This window comes from Mycobacterium sp. IDUB_39, assembly GCF_055419205.1.
Genome location: NZ_JBVAXF010000014.1, coordinates 44,846 through 61,513, shown reverse-complemented (window position 1 = coordinate 61,513; position 16,668 = coordinate 44,846). Strand labels below are relative to the sequence as shown.

Genomic DNA, 16,668 nt, shown 5'->3' with positions numbered 1-16,668 from the left:
TCGCACGCCCGCCGAAGAACTCGAACGACTACTGTCCAACCCGACCACGTTTGTTGCGATCACCGCTTGAATCTGCCGCGATTTTTTCGCAGTGCGTTCACGCTCGGCGTGGTGGTGGTGGTGGCCGTGTTTGACCACCAAGAGCGGCGCCGGTCAGTTCTCCGGCGCGAGCGCGACGATGCGCTCTGCGCGCCGCAGTACCGGCATGTCGACCATCTGGCCGTCGTGCTGGAAGACGCCGCGCTCGGCGCGTGCCCTGTCCAGAACCGTGCGTGCCCAGTCGATCTGCTCGTCGGACGGGGCGTAACCGGCCCTGATCACGGCCACCTGGGTCGGGTGAATGGCCACCTTCGCGTCGAATCCGACCGCCACCGCGTCGTCGGTCTCGGCGCGCAGTCCGTCGAGATCCTTGATGTCGAGGTACACGGAGTCCAGCGCCATCCGACCGTACGCCTTGGCGGCCAACAGGCTCTGCGACCGAACGTGCTTGGCGACATCGCGGTAGCTGCCGTCGGCGAACCGGTTGGCGGTGCCACCGGTGGAGGCGAACAGATCCTCGGCACCCCACATCACCGCGTACGCGTTGTCGACACGCGCGGTGTCGGTGACGGCCAGTGCGCCCAGCGGAGTCTCGACGAGGACGACGACGTCCAGTGGCGCCAGCGAGCGCACCTGGTCCGCGGACTCAGTCTTCGCCAGCATCACCGTGGTGTAGTCGGTGCGAGTCAGCGCCTTGACGTCGAGCGCGTGATCGGGCGTGGTCGCCGGGTTGACCCGCACAACGGTGCGAGCAGGGTCCAGCGGTGTGTCGATCAGCGCGGCACGGGCGGCCTCGCGATCCTTGGCAGCGACGCCGTCCTCGAGGTCGAGGATCACCACGTCGGCAGCGGCCGCCGCCTTCGCGAAGCGTTCCGGCCGGTCGGCGGGGCAGAACAACCAGCCGGGACCCGTCTGCGTCAGTGCCATCAGGCGTCTCCGGCTTCCTCTGCGGGGCGCTTGCGCACCATGGTCTTTCGCGATGCGGTCGCCACCACGTCACCGTGCTGGTTCCGTGCGACGTGAGAGAAGGTGACGATGCCCTCCCCCGGCCGGCTCTTCGACTCGCGCTTGTCGGTCACCTCGGTCTCGGCGTACATCGTGTCGCCGTGGAACAAGGGTTTCGGGAACGCGACGTCGCTGAAACCGAGGTTGCCGACGATGGTGCCCTGGGTCAGCTGCGTGACCGACAGTCCGACCAACGTGGACAACGTGAACATCGAGTTCACCAGGCGCTGGTTGAACGGCGGCTGCGCATCGGCGAACGCGGCGTCGAGGTGCAGCGCCTGAGTGTTCATGGTGAGCGTGGTGAACAGGACGTTGTCGGCTTCGGTGATGGTCCGTCCCGGCCGGTGCTGATACAGCACGCCGGTCTCGAACTCCTCGAACCACAGGCCCCGCTGGACGACGACCTTCTTCGCGATCCCCTCGGCGTCGGTCACAGGCCGGCCTCACGCGCGATCAGCATCAACTGAACCTCCGTGGTGCCCTCACCGATTTCGAGGATCTTGCTGTCCCGGTAGTGGCGTGCCACCGGGTACTCGTTCATGAAACCGTAGCCGCCGAACACCTGGGTGGCGTCACGGGAGTTGTCCATGGCGGCCTCGCTGGCGACCAGCTTGGCCACTGCGGCCGCCTTCTTGAATGGCTTGCCGGACAGCATCAGCGCCGCGGCGTCGTAATAGGCGGCACGCGCGGCGTGAGCACGGGCCTCCATCCGCGCGATCTTGAAGGCGATGGCCTGGTAGGTGCCGATGGCGGCACCAAAGGCCTGGCGCTCCTTGGCGTACTTGATGCACTCGTCGACACAGCCCTGCGCGGCACCGACCGACAGCGCGGCGATCGCGATGCGCCCCTCGTCGAGAATGCGCAGGAAGTTGGCGTAGCCGCGACCGCGCTCGCCCAGCAGGTTCTCCTGGGGCACCCGCACGTCGTCGAAGGACAGCGGGTGGGTGTCCGATGCGTTCCAGCCCACCTTGTCGTAGGCCGGTTCTGCGGTGAAACCCTCCGTGGGCACCGGCACCAGTATCGAGGAGATCTCCTTCTTGCCACCGGACTCACCGGTGACGGCGGTGACCGTGACCAGCTTGGTGATGTCGGTGCCGGAGTTGGTGATGAACTGCTTGGTGCCGTTGATGACCCAGTGTCCATCGTCGAGCTTGGCGGTGGTCTTCGTGGCTCCTGCGTCAGTGCCGCCGCCCGCCTCGGTCAGACCGAACGCGCCGAGTGCCTTACCGCTGGCCAACAGCGGCAGCCACTCCTGCTTCTGCTCGTCGTTTCCGAAGCGGTACACCGGCATCGCGCCCAGTGACACACCGGCCTCCAGCGTGATGGCCACGCTCTGGTCGATCTTGCCGAGCTCCTCCAACGCCAGACACAGCGCGAAGTAGTCGCCGCCCATACCGCCGTACTCCTCGGGGAACGGCAACCCGAACAGACCCATGTCGGCCATGCCCTCGACAACGGCGTACGGGAACGAGTGCTCACGGTCGTGCTTGGCGGCCACCGGCGCGACGACCGTCTGGGCGAAGTCGCGGACCGTCTTTGCGAGTTGGTCGTAGTGGTCGGGCAGCGTTCCTGTGGAAAGGAATTCGGTCATGACGTGGTCTCCTCTGCGATGATCCGGGCCAGGACCTGGCCCACCTTGACCTGGTCGCCGACGGCGACGTGTAGTTCGACGACGCCATCGACGGGCGATGACAGCGCGTGTTCCATCTTCATGGCCTCGACGGTGACCACGACGGTGCCGGCGGTGACGGTCGCCCCGTCCTCGACGCCGGCCGCGACCACCGAACCCGGCATGGGGCTGACGAGTTCGGCGTCGCCGCTGTGCTCGTCGTCGGGGCGCACCGGGGCCTCGCGCAGTTCCTCGACGGCGACGTTGCGCTCACCCGACAGCCAGACCCGATCGCCGGACTCGGCGACCACGTACTCGGTACGCAGACCGTCCAGGGTCACCACCAGTGTGCGCCCGTCGAGCGTGGCTGTCAGCGACCGGCTCTCGCCGTCCTCGACCCGCGCGCTCGCACCGGTGGGGACACCGGTGATGTGGACGTGATCGGTGCGGTCACCTGAGCGCAATCGCGCCGTAGTGGGGGCGGGATCGCCCATCCGCCAACCGGTCGGCACGTCCCACAGGTCATCGCCGCAGGTTGTCCAGCGGCGCAACCACCTGTCGGCGGCGGCGGCGATCAGTTCGTCGTCGCTGGCGTGGACACCGACGTAATCGGGGGTGCGGCGATCCAGCAGTCCGGTGTCGAGTCGACCCGCGATCACATCCGGGTCGACCAGCAGGAACCGCAGGAAGTCGATGTTGGTGGTGACGCCGAGCACCGCCGTGTCGGCCAGGGCGCGGTCGAGCGCACGCAGCGCCGCGGGCCGGTCGGTGGCGTGGGCGATGACCTTGGCCAGCATCGGGTCGTAGTCGCTGCCGACGACGGTGCCCGGGTAGATGCCGGAGTCCACACGCACGCCGGCGCCGGAGGGTTCGACGACATCGATGACGTCACCGCCAGTCGGCAGGAAGTCGTGGGCGGGGTCTTCGGCGTAGACCCGCGCCTCGATGGCGTGCCCGGTCATCACGACGTCGTCCTGGCTGATCGCCAGCGCGTGACCCGCCGCGATGCGCACCTGTTGTTCGACGAGGTCCACACCGGTCACCATCTCGGTCACCGGATGTTCGACCTGCAGGCGCGTGTTCATCTCCATGAAGAAGAACTCATCTGGCTGGTCGGCGGACACGATGAACTCCACGGTGCCCGCTCCGGTGTAGTCGACGCTACGGGCGGTGGCGCATGCGGCCGCACCAATGCGGGCCCGTGTCTCGGGGTCCAGCAGCGGTGAGGGTGCCTCCTCGATGACCTTCTGGTGGCGACGCTGCAGGCTGCACTCGCGCTCCCCGAGGTGGATGACATTGCCGTGCCCGTCGGCGAGGACCTGGACCTCGATGTGCCTGGGGTTCAACACGAACCGCTCGAGGAACAGGGTGTCGTCACCGAAGGCGGAGGCCGCCTCGCGACGGGCACTGACGAGCGCGGCCGGCAGGTCGGAGGCCTGGTGCACCACGCGCATGCCCTTGCCGCCGCCGCCGGCGGAGGGCTTCACCAGTACCGGGAAGCCCACCTCTGCCGCACCGCCGATCAGATCGTCATCGGTGAGGCCGGGGCGTGAGATACCGGGAACCACAGGAACATCGAACGCCGACACAGCGGCCTTGGCGGCGATCTTGTCGCCCATCGTCTCGATGGCGCCCACGGGCGGCCCGATGAACGCGATACCCGCGGTCTTCAGGGCCGCGGCGAATTCGGCGTTCTCCGAGAGGAATCCGTAGCCGGGGTGCACGGCCTGCGCGCCGGTTCGACGTGCGGCGTCCACCACCAGGGCGATGTCGAGGTAGCTCTGCCGTGCCGGTGCCGGTCCGAGGCGCACGGCCACATCGGCCTCCGCGACGTGGCGGGCCCCGGCGTCGGCGTCACTGTAAACCGCCACCGAGCGGATTCCCATGGCGCGCAGGGTGCGAATGACCCGGACCGCGATCTCGCCGCGGTTGGCAACCAGGACGGTGTCAAAGGTGGTCTGCGAAGTTGATGTCATCACTGTCACATCCTGAACACGCCGTAGGACACCGGCTCCAAGGGAGCCTGTGCCACCACCGACAGGGCTAGCCCGACAACGGTTCTCGTGTCGGCCGGATCGATCACACCGTCATCCCACAGCCGGGCCGTGGAGTAGTACGGATTTCCCTGCGCCTCGTACTCGTCGCGGATCGGCGCCTTGAACGCCTCTTCCTGCTCGGGCGTCATGTCACCGCGCACCGTCGCGAGCACTGACGCGGCCTGTTCACCGCCCATCACCGAGATGCGCGCGTTGGGCCACATCCACAGGAACCGCGGCGAGTAGGCGCGCCCGCACATCGAGTAGTTACCAGCCCCGTAGGAGCCGCCGATCACCACGGTCATCTTCGGCACCCGGGCGCAGGCGACGGCGGTGACCATCTTGGCGCCGTGCTTGGCGATACCGCCCGCCTCATAGTCGCGGCCGACCATGAAGCCGGCGATGTTCTGCAGGAACAGCAGTGGCACAGAGCGCTTATCGCACAACTCGATGAAGTGCGCGCCCTTGACCGCCGACTCGCCGAACAGCACGCCGTTGTTGGCCACGATGCCCACCGGATGGCCGTGAATGCGCGCGAATCCGGTGACCAGCGTGGTGCCGTACTCGGCCTTGAACTCCTGGAACTCGCCGCCATCGACGATGCGCGTGATCACCTCGTGCACGTCGTAGGGCACGCGCGAGTCGATGGGCACGACGTCGTAGAGCTCGGTCTGATCGGCGATCGGATCCACCGTCTCCGCGACATCCCACGGTGTCGCGGTGCGCGGTCCGAGTGTGCCGACGATGCGGCGGACGATCCGCAGCGCGTCGCGATCGTCATGCGCCAGATGGTCGGTGACACCCGAGACCTTGGAGTGCAGGTCGCCGCCGCCCAGGTCCTCGGCCGACACCACCTCGCCGGTGGCGGCCTTCACCAGTGGCGGCCCACCCAGGAAGATGGTGCCCTGGTTCCGCACGATGACGGCCTCGTCGCTCATGGCGGGCACGTACGCGCCACCGGCGGTGCAGGATCCGAGCACCGCCGCGATCTGCGGTATGCCCCGGGCACTGAGATTGGCCTGGTTGAAGAAGATGCGGCCGAAGTGGTCGCGGTCGGGGAAGACCTCGTCCTGACGCGGCAGGAACGCCCCGCCGGAGTCGACGAGGTAGACGCAGGGCAACCGGTTCTGGCCGGCGATCTCCTGTGCGCGCAGATGCTTCTTGACCGTGAGCGGGTAATAGGTACCGCCCTTGACGGTCGCGTCGTTGGCGACAACCATGCACTCGCGCCCGGCCACCCGGCCGATGCCGGCAATGATGCCGGCCCCCGGGCACTCGTCGTCGTACATGCCGTTGGCGGCCAGCGGCGCGAGTTCCAGAAATGGCGAGCCGGGATCGAGCAGTCCGTCGACGCGGTCGCGCGGCAAGAGCTTGCCCCTGCTGACGTGACGCTCCCGGGCGCGCTCGGACCCGCCGAGTGCGGCGGCCGAGAGCTTGGTGCGCAACTGCGCCACCAGCTCCAGGTGTTGCTCGCGATGAGATGCCCGCGTTGCCATCGTGGACCCATTCAGTTGAGTTAATGAAGACTAACTCGTAGGATGTTAGTAACGATTAACTGAAATGTCCACCATGGGGTCAGGAGATTCGCGTGTCGAACACGCCCAACGGGTCAGCCGACCACGGCACGGTCGAGACACCCCGCAGCAGAGCTAAATCCGACCGTCGCAGCCAGCTGATCGCGGCCGCCGAACACCTCGTCGCCGAGCGCGGGTTCACCTCGGTGCGGCTCGAGGACATCGGCGCCGCGGCAGGTGTCAGCGGACCGGCGATCTACCGCCACTTCCCCAACAAGGAGGCGCTGCTCGTCGAGATCCTGGTCGGCATCAGCACCCGGCTGCTCGCAGGGGCCACCGAGGTTGTGGCGCGCGGCGAGGACGCGGAGACCACGCTGCACGGCCTCATCGACTTCCACCTCGACTTCGCGCTCGGCGAATCCGATCTGATCAGGATCCAGGACCGCGACCTCGGGCAGCTGCCCGCTCCGGCCGAGCGTCAGGTTCGCCGCGCACAGCGTCAGTACGTCGAGATCTGGGTGGACGTGCTGCGCCGATTCGATGACGCGCTCGGCGAGGATGACGCACGGCTCATGGCGCACGCCAGCTTCGGGTTGATCAACTCCGTGTCGCACAGCGTCAAACAGACGCCGCCACCGTCATCCCGCACAGTGCTGCGCGCAATGACGGTGGCGGCAATGATGTCCGCTCCGCGCGGCTAATACCAGACCTTGCGGCCACCCACCGCGTGCCCGGCAGCGCCGAGCATCCAGAACACCGCCCCGATAACCAGGGCGACGACGCCGATGTAGGTCAGGATCGGTACCGAGAAGATCAGGCCGAGAATGAGCAGAATCACGCCAATGGCAATCATGGTTAAATCCCCTTCGTAATCAATCGGTAAGGCTCAGGACCGGTCGGTCACTGGCTGGGCTCTGGGATGTTGCAATCCGTCACCTTGGGGTTGACACCCGCATAATTGAGCGGGCCTGCGACCACGGTCAGCGCGATGGTCCCCGCTGTGCCGCAACTGTTTTCCGCCGTCTTGAAGTAATCGCGTTGATAGGCGGCGACCACACCGATCAGCAACCAGACGAGCACAATTACGCCGAGAAGTCCTCGCATGACTGGCCTCCATTTCTCTGCGCCCCAACGGCGCGTGATCTTGTTTTACCCACGCGAAAATTCGGCTAAACCCAAACCGACGGGCGGTTGACCCCCGATCGGCGTCTCTGCACGCCCGTTCGACACGCGGGTACCCTTGCGCCCATGAGGTGGTCATGACGGATTCACGACGCGACGAGTCGGATCCGACGCAGCAACTGCCCTACGAGTACCCGGGCTACGCCGATCCCGCTTACGCGAACCAGGCGTCGTACGGCCCGTCCTATCAGGGTCCGCCGACGCCCGACCAGACTCAGCAACTGCCTCCGTACTCGCCCCACACCTATCAACCGCCGCCGACCGAGCAGTTCGGTGCGCAGTACCCCCCGGCCGGACAACCGCCCGAGCCCCCCGACCCAGAGGGGCCCCCCACGCGGCTGTGGTTGTGGGCGCTGGCGGCGCTGTCAGTGGTCATAGTCATCGGTCTCGTCATCGCGCTGGTGGTCGTCAACACATCGCAGCAGCAGACGGTCGTCGCACCCCCCACCTCGCCTCCCAAGCCGAGTTTCACGACGGCTCCCCCGACGACCACGCTCACACCGAGCGCACCCCGCCTGCCACTGCCGTTCCCGATTCCGGGCCCAACCCCGCCAGGAGGGTCCGCCACACCGGGTGAGACCGAGACCGTCGTTTACGACGTCACCGGCACCGGCCGCGCCATCAACATCACCTACATCGACAGCGGCGGCATGTTCCAGACGGAGTTCAACGTCATGCTGCCCTGGAGCAAGCAGGTGGAACTCTCGGCGCCCGCCGAGCAGTCGGCGAGTGTCAGCATCATCAACGTGGGTCGCGAGATCGGTTGCTCCATCTCGATCAACGGCGTGCCGCTTCAGGAGCGGTCGGGCTCAGGCCTGACTATCTGCAGTCCGGTCAGCTGATTTGGGCGTTCGCACCAGCAGCATCGCGAACAACCCGAGCACCAGGACCGCGACCAGCCCGCCCATGCCGGCGCGGTCCGTCCCGAATATCGCGATGGCCATCGCGAAGAACCAGGGCGCCAGCGGCGACGCCGCCCGACCCGTCGTCGTGTAGAGGCCGAACGACACGCCCTCCTTGCCCTCGGTCGTCAGGCGCAGCATCTGTGTGCGCGCCGATGACTGGGTGGGCCCGATGAACAGGCACAGGAGCAGCCCGCAGATCCAGAACGCGACGGGCCCGTCGAGGCTAATCAGGGCGGATGCCACCACGATCATCGCGGACAGCGACGTGACAATGACCGGTTTGGATCCGACACGATCGTCGATCAGTCCGCCCAGTACCGCCCCCAGCGCGGCGACAATGCAAGCGCAGATGCCGAACAACAGCACGTCGGCCTGCGATATCCCGTACACGGTGACGCCTAGTACCGCCCCGAAGGTGAAGACGCCGGTCAACCCGTCGCGGAAGATCGCACTGGCGATCAGGTAGTAGACGATGTTGTGATCGCGCTTCCACTGGTCGGTCAACTCCGCCCAGAGTTTGCGGTACGCACCGAGCAGGCCCACGCGAGGCGCCTCGTCGACAACCGCCTCGGTGCGACTGGACAGCAGCAGCGGGAGCGCGAACAGCGTGAACCAGGCCGCCGTCAGCAGCATCGCCGACCGCACCGGCCAGCCGTCGTCAGCGGGGATTCCCAGCAGCCCGCGGGTGTCACCGTCACCGGCGACCAAGCCCAGATAGACCACCAACAACAGCAGGACCGTGCCGAAATAGCCCGCTGCGGAACCGAATCCGGAGATTCGACCCGAGGTCTGCGGCGTGGACAGATCGCGGAGCATCGCGTTGTAGGGCACCGTGGCCAGATCACTGCAGGCCGCGGTACACGCTAGTAGCGCCAGTCCCGGCCACAGGTAGGCGGGATCGTCGCGGATGAGGCTCATCGATGCCGTCAGAAGAACGGCGGCGCCCGTCAGCACCGTGAGCACCGTCCGCCTGCGGTGCGGGGCGTCGACCCAGATCCCCGTCGCGGGGGCCAATACGGCGACCACGAGCCCGGACGCCGTCAGCGCGCGGCCAAGCCACTCCGCCGGCGTGACGGGCCCGTCCAGGCCGGCGCCCACCTGTCCGGTGAGATACACCGAGAAGACGAAGGTCACCACGATGGCGTTCATCCCGGTGGCGCCGGTGTCCCACAGCGCCCACGCCGCGACTCGCGACCTCCCGGCGATCAGCGACACCGTGCCGGGGCTGGTCATGGCCTCAACTCTATTGGTCGCACGACGGGTCCCTACGATTGGCGCCATGCCAGTACCCGCTCCCCATCCCGACGCCCGCGCGGTCGTCACCGGCGCTTCGCAGAACATCGGCGAGGCGCTGGCCACCGAACTCGCCGCTCGGGGGCATCACCTGATCATCACGGCGCGCCGCGAGGAGGTTCTGACGGCCCTGGCCGCACGGCTCACCGAGCGCTACGGGGTGACGGTCGAGGTTCGCGCAGTCGACCTCACCGATCCGGCCGCGCGCGACGTCTTCTGCGAGGAGCTGGCGCAGCGCGATATCTCCATCCTGTGCGCGAATGCGGGCACCGCGACGTTCGGCCCGGTCGCCGACCTCGACGTCGACGGGGAGAAGGCGCAGGTGCAGCTCAACGTGCTTGGCGTGCACGACCTCGCCCTGGCGGTGCTGCCGGGCATGGCGCGACGGCGCGCCGGCGGCATCCTGATCTCGGGTTCGGCGGCGGGCAACTCCCCCATCCCCAACAACGCCACCTACGCGGCGTCCAAGGCGTTCGCGAACACGTTCAGCGAGTCGCTGCGCGGTGAGGTCAAGCGTCTGGGCATCCACGTGACGCTGCTGGCGCCCGGCCCGGTCCGCGAGACGCTGCCCGATGAGACCGAGCAGTCGCTGGTCGAGAAGCTGATCCCCGACTTCCTGTGGATCTCGACCGAGTACACCGCGATGATCTCGCTGGATGCCCTGGAGCGCAACAAGATGCGCGTCGTGCCCGGCGTGACGTCCAAGGCGATGTCGGTGGCCAGCGGGTACGCGCCGCGCTCGATCGTCACACCGATCGTCGGCGCGGTCTACAAACGTCTCGGCGGCGGCTAGGCCCAGCGCTGCCGTCGTTGAGATAGCACTGACGGACGCGGCTACTCGCACTTCGTCACCGTGAGCGCTATCTCGACGGCACCGGCGAGCGGTCAGCGCTTGCGCCGTCCGGTGCCGAAGATGCTGCGGGTGATCTCGCGGCCGATGACGGTGCCCGCCGAACGCATAGCGCTCTTGAACGCCGGACTGCTCATCATCTTGTCCAGCATGCCGGGCTCGGTGACCTGTCTGACCTTGACCTGTCCCGAGGCGCTCGCGCCGCCAGCAGCGGCTGTCGGCACAGGCGGCGGAAGCTCGGTGGTCTCCGGTTCGGCGACGCGCGCGTTGAGTCGCTCGTAGGCGGACTCGCGGTCGATGGTCTGGCCGTACTCGGCCTGCAGCGGGGACGCCTTGGCGGCCGCGGCGATGGCGTCGTTGCCGATGGTGTCCATCAGCGAGCGCGGCGCGCGCATCCGGGTCCACGCGACCGGGGTCGGCGCACCCTTCTCCGACAGCACGGTGACGATCGCCTCGCCGATTCCCAGTGAGGTCAACGCCTCCTCCAGGTCGTAGACGGACGTCTTCGGGTAGGTCCGCACGGTCTTGGTGAGCGCCTTCTGGTCGTCCGGTGTGAACGCCCGCAGGGCGTGCTGGATTCGGGCGCCGAGCTGGCTGAGCACGTTGTTGGGGATATCGGTCGGCAGCTGGGTGCAGAAGAACACGCCGACGCCCTTGGAGCGGATCAGCTTGACGGTCTGCTCGACCTGTTCGAGGAAGGCCTTGGACGCGTCGTTGAACAGCAGGTGCGCCTCGTCGAAGAAGAACACCAGGTTCGGCTTCTCGACATCGCCGACCTCGGGCAGGGTGGTGAACAGGTCGGCCAGCACCCACATCAGGAACGTGGAGAACATCACCGGCCGCGCCGCCTGCGTGCCCAGTTCCAGCAGCGTGATGACACCGCGGCCCTGGGCGTCGAAGCGGATCAGGTCCTTGGGTTCGAGTTCGGGTTCGCCGAAGAACGTGTCCGCGCCCTCGGCCTCGAGGTTGACCAGCGCGCGCAGGATGACCCCGGCGGTCGCGGGTGACACCGCGCCAAGCGCCTTGAGCTCGGGCTTGCCCTCGTCACTGGTCAGGTACTGGATCACCGCGCGCAGATCCTTCAGGTCCAGCAGCGACAGGCCCTTCTGGTCGGCCCAGTGAAAGATGAGCCCCAGCGTGGATTCCTGGGTGGCGTTGAGGTCCAACACCTTCGACAGCAGGATCGGGCCGAAGCTGGTGATCGTGGCGCGCACCGGCACGCCGATGCCGCTGGTCCCCAGTGACAGGAACTCGACCGGATAGGCCGTGGGCGTCCAGCTGTCCCCGGTGTCGGCGGCCCGCTGGGTGGTCTTCTCTCCTGGCTCGCCCGGGCGGGACAGCCCGGACAGGTCGCCCTTCACATCGGCCATCAGGACCGGCACACCCGCCGCCGACAGCTGCTCGGCGATCACCTGAAGCGACTTGGTCTTGCCGGTACCGGTGGCACCGGCCACCAAGCCGTGCCGGTTCACCGTCGCCAGCGGAATCCGCACCTGCGCGGCCGGGTCGACCACGCCGTCGACGACGACTGTGCCGAGTTCCAGAGCGGGTCCCTCGCCGACGTAACCAGCGGCTATCTGCTGCGCGGGGGTGGCGGTCGATTCCGTCGTCATGCGCCGACCCTAACGTGTCAACCCCGGCGTTCGGTGGGTGTTGTCGGGCGCACGTCGGCCGTGGGAATACTGTGGACCGCTGTGCGTGACGAACTGGTCTGGATCGACTGTGAGATGACTGGCCTCGATCTGGGGTCGGACCGACTCATAGAGATCGCGGCGTTGGTGACCGATGCCGAGTTGAACGTCCTCGGAGACGGGGTGGACGTGGTGATCCACGCCGACGATGCCGCATTGGACGGCATGGTCGAGGTGGTCGCCACGATGCACCGCAAGTCCGGCCTCACCGAGGAGGTGCGCAGGTCCACAACGGATCTGGCCACCGCCGAGGCGATGGTCCTGGACTACATCCGAAGTCACGTCAAACAGCCGAACACCGCACCGCTGTGCGGTAATTCGATCTCCACCGACCGCGGATTCATCGCCAGGGACATGCCCGTCCTCGACGGGTTCCTGCACTACCGGATGATCGACGTCAGCTCGATCAAGGAGCTGTGCCGCCGCTGGTACCCGAGGATCTACTTCGGTCAGCCCGAGAAGGGGCTGTCGCACCGCGCGCTGGCCGACATCCATGAGTCGATCCGGGAACTGAAGTACTACCGCCGCACTGCGTTCGTCACAGAGCCAGGCCCCTCCACCAGCGACATCGCCGCGGTGGCCGCCGAATTGGGTCCGCCGGGCAACGGGCAGGCGATATCTGATTCGGCGACTGAGCCTCCGAGAGGCTAGTATCGACGTCGCTGCAGTGCCGGAGACGACACAGCAGCAATGGTGGCTGTAGTTCAGTTGGTAGAGCACCAGGTTGTGATCCTGGCTGTCGCGGGTTCGAGTCCCGTCAGCCACCCAAACAGGTGGGAGGGCGTTTTCGCCCTCCCACCTTTTGCATTCCCCGGGACGGCATGTCGCACGTCCGGGCACCCCTTGATCCCCCAGCGCGTCGGATAGTTTGCTAACTATTGACGTGCGCGTGGAATCGGCGTGGGATGGACAGAGCTTCAACAGAACGGCCTGCCGTTTTGGCTGGTCGGGGGGTTCTACCGGGGGGTAATACCGTGAAGGAGCACGTCTCCAGCACCACAAAGAAGTTGTTTGCCGCAAGTAGTTTGGCGATCGGCCTGGCTGGTTTCGCCGTGTTTGGCGGTCTCGGCCAAGCCGTGGCAACACCATCACCCGATACGGGGACCTACGACGAACTCGTCGAAGTTCACGAAGGAGGTGGCGTGACCGCTATCGCCGACGACGACGGCATCCAAGCCGACCAGGTGCACAACTCACCAGCGTGGGAACCCGGCCAGGTCTCTGGGCATTGACGGTGAGATAGGCGTCGCGCCACGGCAGTTCGTGGTCACCTACCGCCACAGCAGTGACGCTGGCGGGCGGTCACCGCTTGCGGGTGCGTCTGAGTCCGCCAAGGCAAGGTCCACCTTGGGCTTGGCCCACTTGCCGGTGACCACGTACTCAACCAATCGCGGTCCAGTCGCAGGGTGATGGCTGAGTGACCGCAGCAGCTCGTTGTCGATGCTCATGCTCAACATGATTCCGCGAGCCACTGACATGTCGCGGAAGTGCGACCGTCGTGACGCTCGAGGGTCAGAGGTTGGCGTTGCCGGCCTTCCACTGCGACCAGGGGATGTTCCAGTCACCGAGTCCTTCGGTTCCCGACAGCCGTGAACCGACCGTGTTGGACACCTCGACGATGTCGCCACGCTTGGTGTTCTCGTAGAACCACTTCGCATTGCTCGTGCTGACGTTGAGGCAGCCGTGGCTCACATTGCTGTAGCCCTGGCTGCCCACCGACCACGGCGCACCGTGCACGTAGATACCGCTGTAGGACATCTGGGTGGCCCAGTCGACCTCGGTGCGGTATCCGTTGGGCGAGTTCGTCGGCACGCCATACGTCGAGGAGTCCATCACCATGTGCGAGAGCCGGTCGCCGATGATGTAGGTGCCGTTGTCGGTGGGCGTGCTGTTCTTGCCCATCGAGATCGGCATCGTCTTGACCACCTCACCGTTGCGCCGGATGGTCAGGATCTTGGTGCTGTCGTCTGCCGTCGCGATCACCTCGTCACCGATGGTGAAGTGCGTGGTGACGTTCTCCTGACCGAACAGTCCGTCCCCGAGGTCCACGCCGTAGGTGTTGACGGCCACATCGACCGTGGTGCCCGGCTTCCAGTAGGCCGCGGGGCGCCAGCGCACCTCGCGGTTGTTCAGCCAGTAGAAGGCACCCTCGACGGCCGGCTTGGTCGTGACCTTGATGGCCGCCTCGGCGGCGCGACGGTTCGGGACGTTCTCGTCGAAGCGGACCGCGACCGGCTGCCCGACACCGACGACCTCGCCGTCGGCCGGTGACACGTACGGCATGGTGAGGTTGTCGGGCGAGTGTGTCTGGAACGTCATCGAGCGCGTGGTGACGCCGCCAAGCCCCAGAGACTGCGCGCTCAGCGTGTACCGCGCGTTGTAGTCCAGCGGATCGGTGGTGGTCCACGTCAGCTCGTCACGACTGAGCCGACCGGCGACCGGGGCGCCGTCCTCGTCGGTCATGCTGACCGCGCCCAGGACGCCGTCCTCAGCGCTCACCGTCACCGGAGCGTCGACCGTGACACCGACGGCACCGTCGGTCACCGACGCGGTGAGCTTGGGCACCAGAAGATCCCCGAAGGGCGTTCCCTTGTCGGTGATGGTCTGCTGCTGCGACGGGGCGGCGGGCGAACCGCTGCACGCGCTCAGGCCAAATACAGCGGCCGGTATGACCAGGAGTGCTGCCACCCTCGTCAACCTCCGACGCGGACGGGCCACCGAATGGACTCGCCACATGACTACTGCACCTCACAACGGGGTTTGGACGGGACCAGGGGGTTGCACTACTTGGCAGTAGTCTAAGGGAAACCGCCGACAGGGGCGCGATCGTTACACGCGTCCTGGTTTGTCTGACATGCGGATTTCATCTGCGCCGCAGTCGCCTGTTATCGTCTTCCACGCGCGCCGTTAGCTCAGTTGGTAGAGCAGCTGACTCTTAATCAGCGGGTCCGGGGTTCGAAACCCTGACGGCGCACCACCGAAAGCCGCAGAGACCCTGCGGCTTTTGTGGTTTCAGGGCAGTTTCGGCTCCCACGGTCGCCGGGTTCCACGCCGATCCGCAACCGGGCTGAACGCTGATGAGGTAGCTCACACGTGTCGGCGCTCAAGATCAGCACCCGAGCAACTCCTCGCCCCGTTGCGACGGCAGCGAAGTTCAACGTCTCGGACAGGCGAGGAATCGATCGGCCACCCCGCTACCAGCCAACTCGGCGTCGGCTGACGCGATCGCGACGGCGCAAACCGTCGCGACGATGCAGTTCTGGCTATCCCCCACGCATTGCGACTGACGTCATGGTAAATTGCTGTCGACGCTAGCCAGCAAGCATTCTGGTGGTGTGCTGGAATCGCCAAATGTGTCACTTTTCAAGGGTCGCAGGAAACGCGTCACAGACTGACAAACTTCGCGAACAGGTGTTTCTGGAAGTTTTGAATACCACCGCGGTGGGTACGGACTGCTAAGCTGAAGTTAGCTGAAGAGTCCGCGAGCTAGACATCGAGTAACGATCGAGAGGGAAGCGAGGAATTAGCTAGATGACAACATCTGTTGCCACGACCTCGACTCTCCCACCCGTCGTCGAGGCACAGCACGAAGCCGCAGCGCAAAGCGTTGTGGTGGTCTACAACTGCAGTCGGCTTGGACGCACGGCGAATCCGCCGCGATTCTCATTCACCGATCTGTTCCGGCTCCGCCGCCGCTGACGCAGCGACCCGCGGACGTCAGCGGTTCTTGATCCGCCGGATGAACACAACGAGGACGATCGTGCCCAGCCCGGCGATGGACACTGCCACCGCGGGCTTCTTCACGAATTCGAGAACACCGGCCTTGACATCGTCGGCGATGCGGCTGGGATTGGCCCGCTCGGCGAGTGCGTCCACAGTCAAGGCCAACTGATCGCGGGCCTTGTCGATCTCCTGCTTGATGTCGTCGGGATCCCTGTCCGCCACGTCAGCCCCTTCACCTTGCCTACGCCTTGTCGATCTACCCTAGTTGAGCCGATCCGCGACGCCGCGCACGGCCAACCAGAAGGGATCCCGAATGTCACCGACGCCCCGCCTGGAGGTAGGCGCCAAAGCGCCCGCGTTCAGCCTGTCCGATGCCGACGGCAACACGGTCAAACTGAGCGACTTCAAGGGCCGCAAGGTGATCGTCTACTTCTACCCGGCAGCCTCCACGCCAGGGTGCACCAAGCAGGCGTGCGACTTCCGGGACAGCCTGTCCGAACTGAACGAGGCCGGCCTTGATGTCGTCGGCATCTCCCCCGACAAGCCCGAGAAGCTCGCCAAGTTCCGTGACAACGAGGAGCTGACGTTCCCCCTGCTGTCCGACCCAAGCCGTGAGGTGCTGACGGCATGGGGCGCGTTCGGCGAGAAGTCGATGTACGGCAAGACCGTTCAGGGCGTCATCCGGTCGACGTTCGTCGTCGACGAGAAGGGCAACATCGAGGTCGCACAGTACAACGTGAAGGCCACCGGGCACGTCGCCAAGCTTCGACGCGACATCTCGGTCTAGCGCCCGGCCTCGCCACCCAGCGCCTCCAGTCGAG

Annotated in this window: 18 protein-coding genes and 2 tRNA genes; 8 read left to right on the top strand and 12 right to left on the bottom strand. The window is 66.3% G+C overall.

Annotated features, from left to right (window positions below; genetic code table 11):
- Positions 1 to 153: 153 nt before the first annotated feature.
- From ACZY0X_RS30465 to ACZY0X_RS30445, 5 genes are read right to left on the bottom strand one after another with little or no spacing between them, the layout of a single operon-like run.
- Positions 154 to 966, bottom strand: coding sequence for an HpcH/HpaI aldolase/citrate lyase family protein (locus ACZY0X_RS30465; RefSeq protein ID WP_463775721.1), 813 nt, complete (start codon positions 964 to 966; stop codon positions 154 to 156).
- A complete protein-coding gene (locus ACZY0X_RS30460; protein WP_463775720.1) occupies positions 966 to 1,478 on the bottom strand; it encodes a MaoC family dehydratase in 513 nt (170 codons plus the stop codon). The genes ACZY0X_RS30465 and ACZY0X_RS30460 overlap by 1 nt, the downstream gene beginning before the upstream one ends.
- Positions 1,475 to 2,635 (bottom strand): acyl-CoA dehydrogenase family protein, encoded by a 1,161-nt coding sequence (locus ACZY0X_RS30455; RefSeq protein WP_463775718.1) that lies wholly within the window; start codon positions 2,633 to 2,635, stop codon positions 1,475 to 1,477. Before ACZY0X_RS30455 ends, ACZY0X_RS30460 begins: the two co-directional genes overlap by 4 nt.
- Positions 2,632 to 4,629 carry an acetyl-CoA carboxylase biotin carboxylase subunit gene (locus tag ACZY0X_RS30450; RefSeq protein ID WP_463775717.1) on the bottom strand — a complete coding sequence of 666 codons (1,998 nt, stop codon included), beginning with the start codon at positions 4,627 to 4,629 and terminating at the stop codon, positions 2,632 to 2,634. The genes ACZY0X_RS30455 and ACZY0X_RS30450 overlap by 4 nt, the downstream gene beginning before the upstream one ends.
- A gap of 5 nt (positions 4,630 to 4,634) precedes the next feature.
- Entirely contained in the window at positions 4,635 to 6,185 is a 1,551-nt protein-coding gene (locus tag ACZY0X_RS30445; protein ID WP_463775716.1) for a carboxyl transferase domain-containing protein, read from the bottom strand.
- 92 nt (positions 6,186 to 6,277) lie between these two features.
- Here ACZY0X_RS30445 and ACZY0X_RS30440 point away from each other — a divergent pair, with 92 nt between their 5' ends.
- The gene (locus tag ACZY0X_RS30440) at positions 6,278 to 6,904 is read left to right on the top strand and encodes an SACE_7040 family transcriptional regulator (RefSeq protein WP_463775714.1); all 627 of its coding nucleotides are present in this window, start codon (positions 6,278 to 6,280) and stop codon (positions 6,902 to 6,904) included.
- On the opposite strand, the gene ACZY0X_RS30435 is transcribed toward ACZY0X_RS30440, so the two are convergent.
- On the bottom strand, positions 6,901 to 7,056 hold the full coding sequence (locus tag ACZY0X_RS30435; protein WP_241404288.1) for a DUF6131 family protein: 156 nt from the start codon (positions 7,054 to 7,056) through the stop codon (positions 6,901 to 6,903). The two genes, ACZY0X_RS30440 and ACZY0X_RS30435, sit on opposite strands and share 4 nt — an antisense overlap.
- A gap of 47 nt (positions 7,057 to 7,103) precedes the next feature.
- On the bottom strand, positions 7,104 to 7,307 hold the full coding sequence (locus ACZY0X_RS30430; RefSeq protein WP_463775713.1) for a hypothetical protein: 204 nt from the start codon (positions 7,305 to 7,307) through the stop codon (positions 7,104 to 7,106).
- 155 nt (positions 7,308 to 7,462) lie between these two features.
- On the opposite strand from ACZY0X_RS30430, the gene ACZY0X_RS30425 reads away from it, so the two are divergent.
- On the top strand, positions 7,463 to 8,227 hold the full coding sequence (locus ACZY0X_RS30425) for an MmpS family transport accessory protein (protein WP_463775712.1): 765 nt from the start codon (positions 7,463 to 7,465) through the stop codon (positions 8,225 to 8,227).
- Here ACZY0X_RS30425 and ACZY0X_RS30420 read toward each other — a convergent pair.
- Positions 8,195 to 9,523 (bottom strand): MFS transporter, encoded by a 1,329-nt coding sequence (locus ACZY0X_RS30420; RefSeq protein WP_463775711.1) that lies wholly within the window; start codon positions 9,521 to 9,523, stop codon positions 8,195 to 8,197. The two genes, ACZY0X_RS30425 and ACZY0X_RS30420, sit on opposite strands and share 33 nt — an antisense overlap.
- Positions 9,524 to 9,569: 46 nt before the next feature.
- Between ACZY0X_RS30420 and cmrA the strand changes: the two genes are divergently transcribed.
- Complete coding sequence (gene cmrA / locus ACZY0X_RS30415; protein ID WP_463775710.1) at positions 9,570 to 10,376, top strand: mycolate reductase; 807 nt, start codon at positions 9,570 to 9,572, stop codon at positions 10,374 to 10,376.
- Between the two features lie 92 nt (positions 10,377 to 10,468).
- Here the strand turns inward: cmrA and ACZY0X_RS30410 are convergent, their stop codons facing one another.
- The gene (locus tag ACZY0X_RS30410; RefSeq protein WP_463775709.1) at positions 10,469 to 12,046 is read right to left on the bottom strand and encodes a helicase HerA-like domain-containing protein; all 1,578 of its coding nucleotides are present in this window, start codon (positions 12,044 to 12,046) and stop codon (positions 10,469 to 10,471) included.
- An 81-nt stretch (positions 12,047 to 12,127) separates the two neighbouring features.
- Between ACZY0X_RS30410 and orn the strand changes: the two genes are divergently transcribed.
- The 3 genes from orn (at position 12,128) to ACZY0X_RS30395 (ending at position 13,356) form a co-directional block, all read left to right on the top strand.
- Entirely contained in the window at positions 12,128 to 12,775 is a 648-nt protein-coding gene (gene orn / locus ACZY0X_RS30405) for an oligoribonuclease (RefSeq protein ID WP_463775707.1), read from the top strand.
- Positions 12,776 to 12,817: 42 nt separating this feature from the next.
- Positions 12,818 to 12,890: transfer RNA gene (locus ACZY0X_RS30400), tRNA-His, on the top strand.
- 208 nt (positions 12,891 to 13,098) lie between these two features.
- Positions 13,099 to 13,356: a hypothetical protein gene (locus ACZY0X_RS30395; protein ID WP_463775706.1), complete on the top strand. Its 258-nt coding sequence runs from the start codon at positions 13,099 to 13,101 to the stop codon at positions 13,354 to 13,356.
- Between the two features lie 39 nt (positions 13,357 to 13,395).
- On the opposite strand, the gene ACZY0X_RS30390 is transcribed toward ACZY0X_RS30395, so the two are convergent.
- Complete coding sequence (locus ACZY0X_RS30390; protein ID WP_463775705.1) at positions 13,396 to 13,572, bottom strand: hypothetical protein; 177 nt, start codon at positions 13,570 to 13,572, stop codon at positions 13,396 to 13,398.
- Positions 13,573 to 13,636: 64 nt separating this feature from the next.
- The gene (locus ACZY0X_RS30385) at positions 13,637 to 14,860 is read right to left on the bottom strand and encodes a L,D-transpeptidase (RefSeq protein WP_463775703.1); all 1,224 of its coding nucleotides are present in this window, start codon (positions 14,858 to 14,860) and stop codon (positions 13,637 to 13,639) included.
- Positions 14,861 to 15,025: 165 nt separating this feature from the next.
- Between ACZY0X_RS30385 and ACZY0X_RS30380 the strand changes: the two genes are divergently transcribed.
- A tRNA-Lys gene (locus tag ACZY0X_RS30380) sits at positions 15,026 to 15,101 on the top strand.
- A 740-nt stretch (positions 15,102 to 15,841) separates the two neighbouring features.
- Here the strand turns inward: ACZY0X_RS30380 and ACZY0X_RS30375 are convergent.
- A complete protein-coding gene (locus ACZY0X_RS30375) occupies positions 15,842 to 16,069 on the bottom strand; it encodes a DUF3618 domain-containing protein (RefSeq protein WP_463775702.1) in 228 nt (75 codons plus the stop codon).
- 91 nt (positions 16,070 to 16,160) lie between these two features.
- On the opposite strand from ACZY0X_RS30375, the gene bcp reads away from it, so the two are divergent.
- Positions 16,161 to 16,634 carry a thioredoxin-dependent thiol peroxidase gene (gene bcp, locus ACZY0X_RS30370; protein WP_463775700.1) on the top strand — a complete coding sequence of 158 codons (474 nt, stop codon included), beginning with the start codon at positions 16,161 to 16,163 and terminating at the stop codon, positions 16,632 to 16,634.
- The last annotated feature ends 34 nt before the right edge of the window (positions 16,635 to 16,668 follow it).

What these genes read in the sequence shown, in the direction of transcription:
- ACZY0X_RS30465 (WP_463775721.1), bottom strand. Translation starts at nt 966, where the DNA reads ATGGCACTGACGCAGACGGGTCCCGGCTGGTTGTTCTGCCCCGCCGAC.
- ACZY0X_RS30455 (WP_463775718.1), bottom strand. Translation starts at nt 2,635, where the DNA reads ATGACCGAATTCCTTTCCACAGGAACGCTGCCCGACCACTACGACCAA.
- ACZY0X_RS30450 (WP_463775717.1), bottom strand. Translation starts at nt 4,629, where the DNA reads ATGACATCAACTTCGCAGACCACCTTTGACACCGTCCTGGTTGCCAAC.
- ACZY0X_RS30445 (WP_463775716.1), bottom strand. Translation starts at nt 6,185, where the DNA reads ATGGCAACGCGGGCATCTCATCGCGAGCAACACCTGGAGCTGGTGGCG.
- ACZY0X_RS30435 (WP_241404288.1), bottom strand. Translation starts at nt 7,056, where the DNA reads ATGATTGCCATTGGCGTGATTCTGCTCATTCTCGGCCTGATCTTCTCG.
- ACZY0X_RS30430 (WP_463775713.1), bottom strand. Translation starts at nt 7,307, where the DNA reads ATGCGAGGACTTCTCGGCGTAATTGTGCTCGTCTGGTTGCTGATCGGT.
- ACZY0X_RS30425 (WP_463775712.1), top strand. Translation starts at nt 7,463, where the DNA reads ATGACGGATTCACGACGCGACGAGTCGGATCCGACGCAGCAACTGCCC.
- ACZY0X_RS30420 (WP_463775711.1), bottom strand. Translation starts at nt 9,523, where the DNA reads ATGACCAGCCCCGGCACGGTGTCGCTGATCGCCGGGAGGTCGCGAGTC.
- cmrA (WP_463775710.1), top strand. Translation starts at nt 9,570, where the DNA reads ATGCCAGTACCCGCTCCCCATCCCGACGCCCGCGCGGTCGTCACCGGC.
- ACZY0X_RS30410 (WP_463775709.1), bottom strand. Translation starts at nt 12,046, where the DNA reads ATGACGACGGAATCGACCGCCACCCCCGCGCAGCAGATAGCCGCTGGT.
- ACZY0X_RS30390 (WP_463775705.1), bottom strand. Translation starts at nt 13,572, where the DNA reads ATGAGCATCGACAACGAGCTGCTGCGGTCACTCAGCCATCACCCTGCG.
- ACZY0X_RS30385 (WP_463775703.1), bottom strand. Translation starts at nt 14,860, where the DNA reads ATGTGGCGAGTCCATTCGGTGGCCCGTCCGCGTCGGAGGTTGACGAGG.
- bcp (WP_463775700.1), top strand. Translation starts at nt 16,161, where the DNA reads ATGTCACCGACGCCCCGCCTGGAGGTAGGCGCCAAAGCGCCCGCGTTC.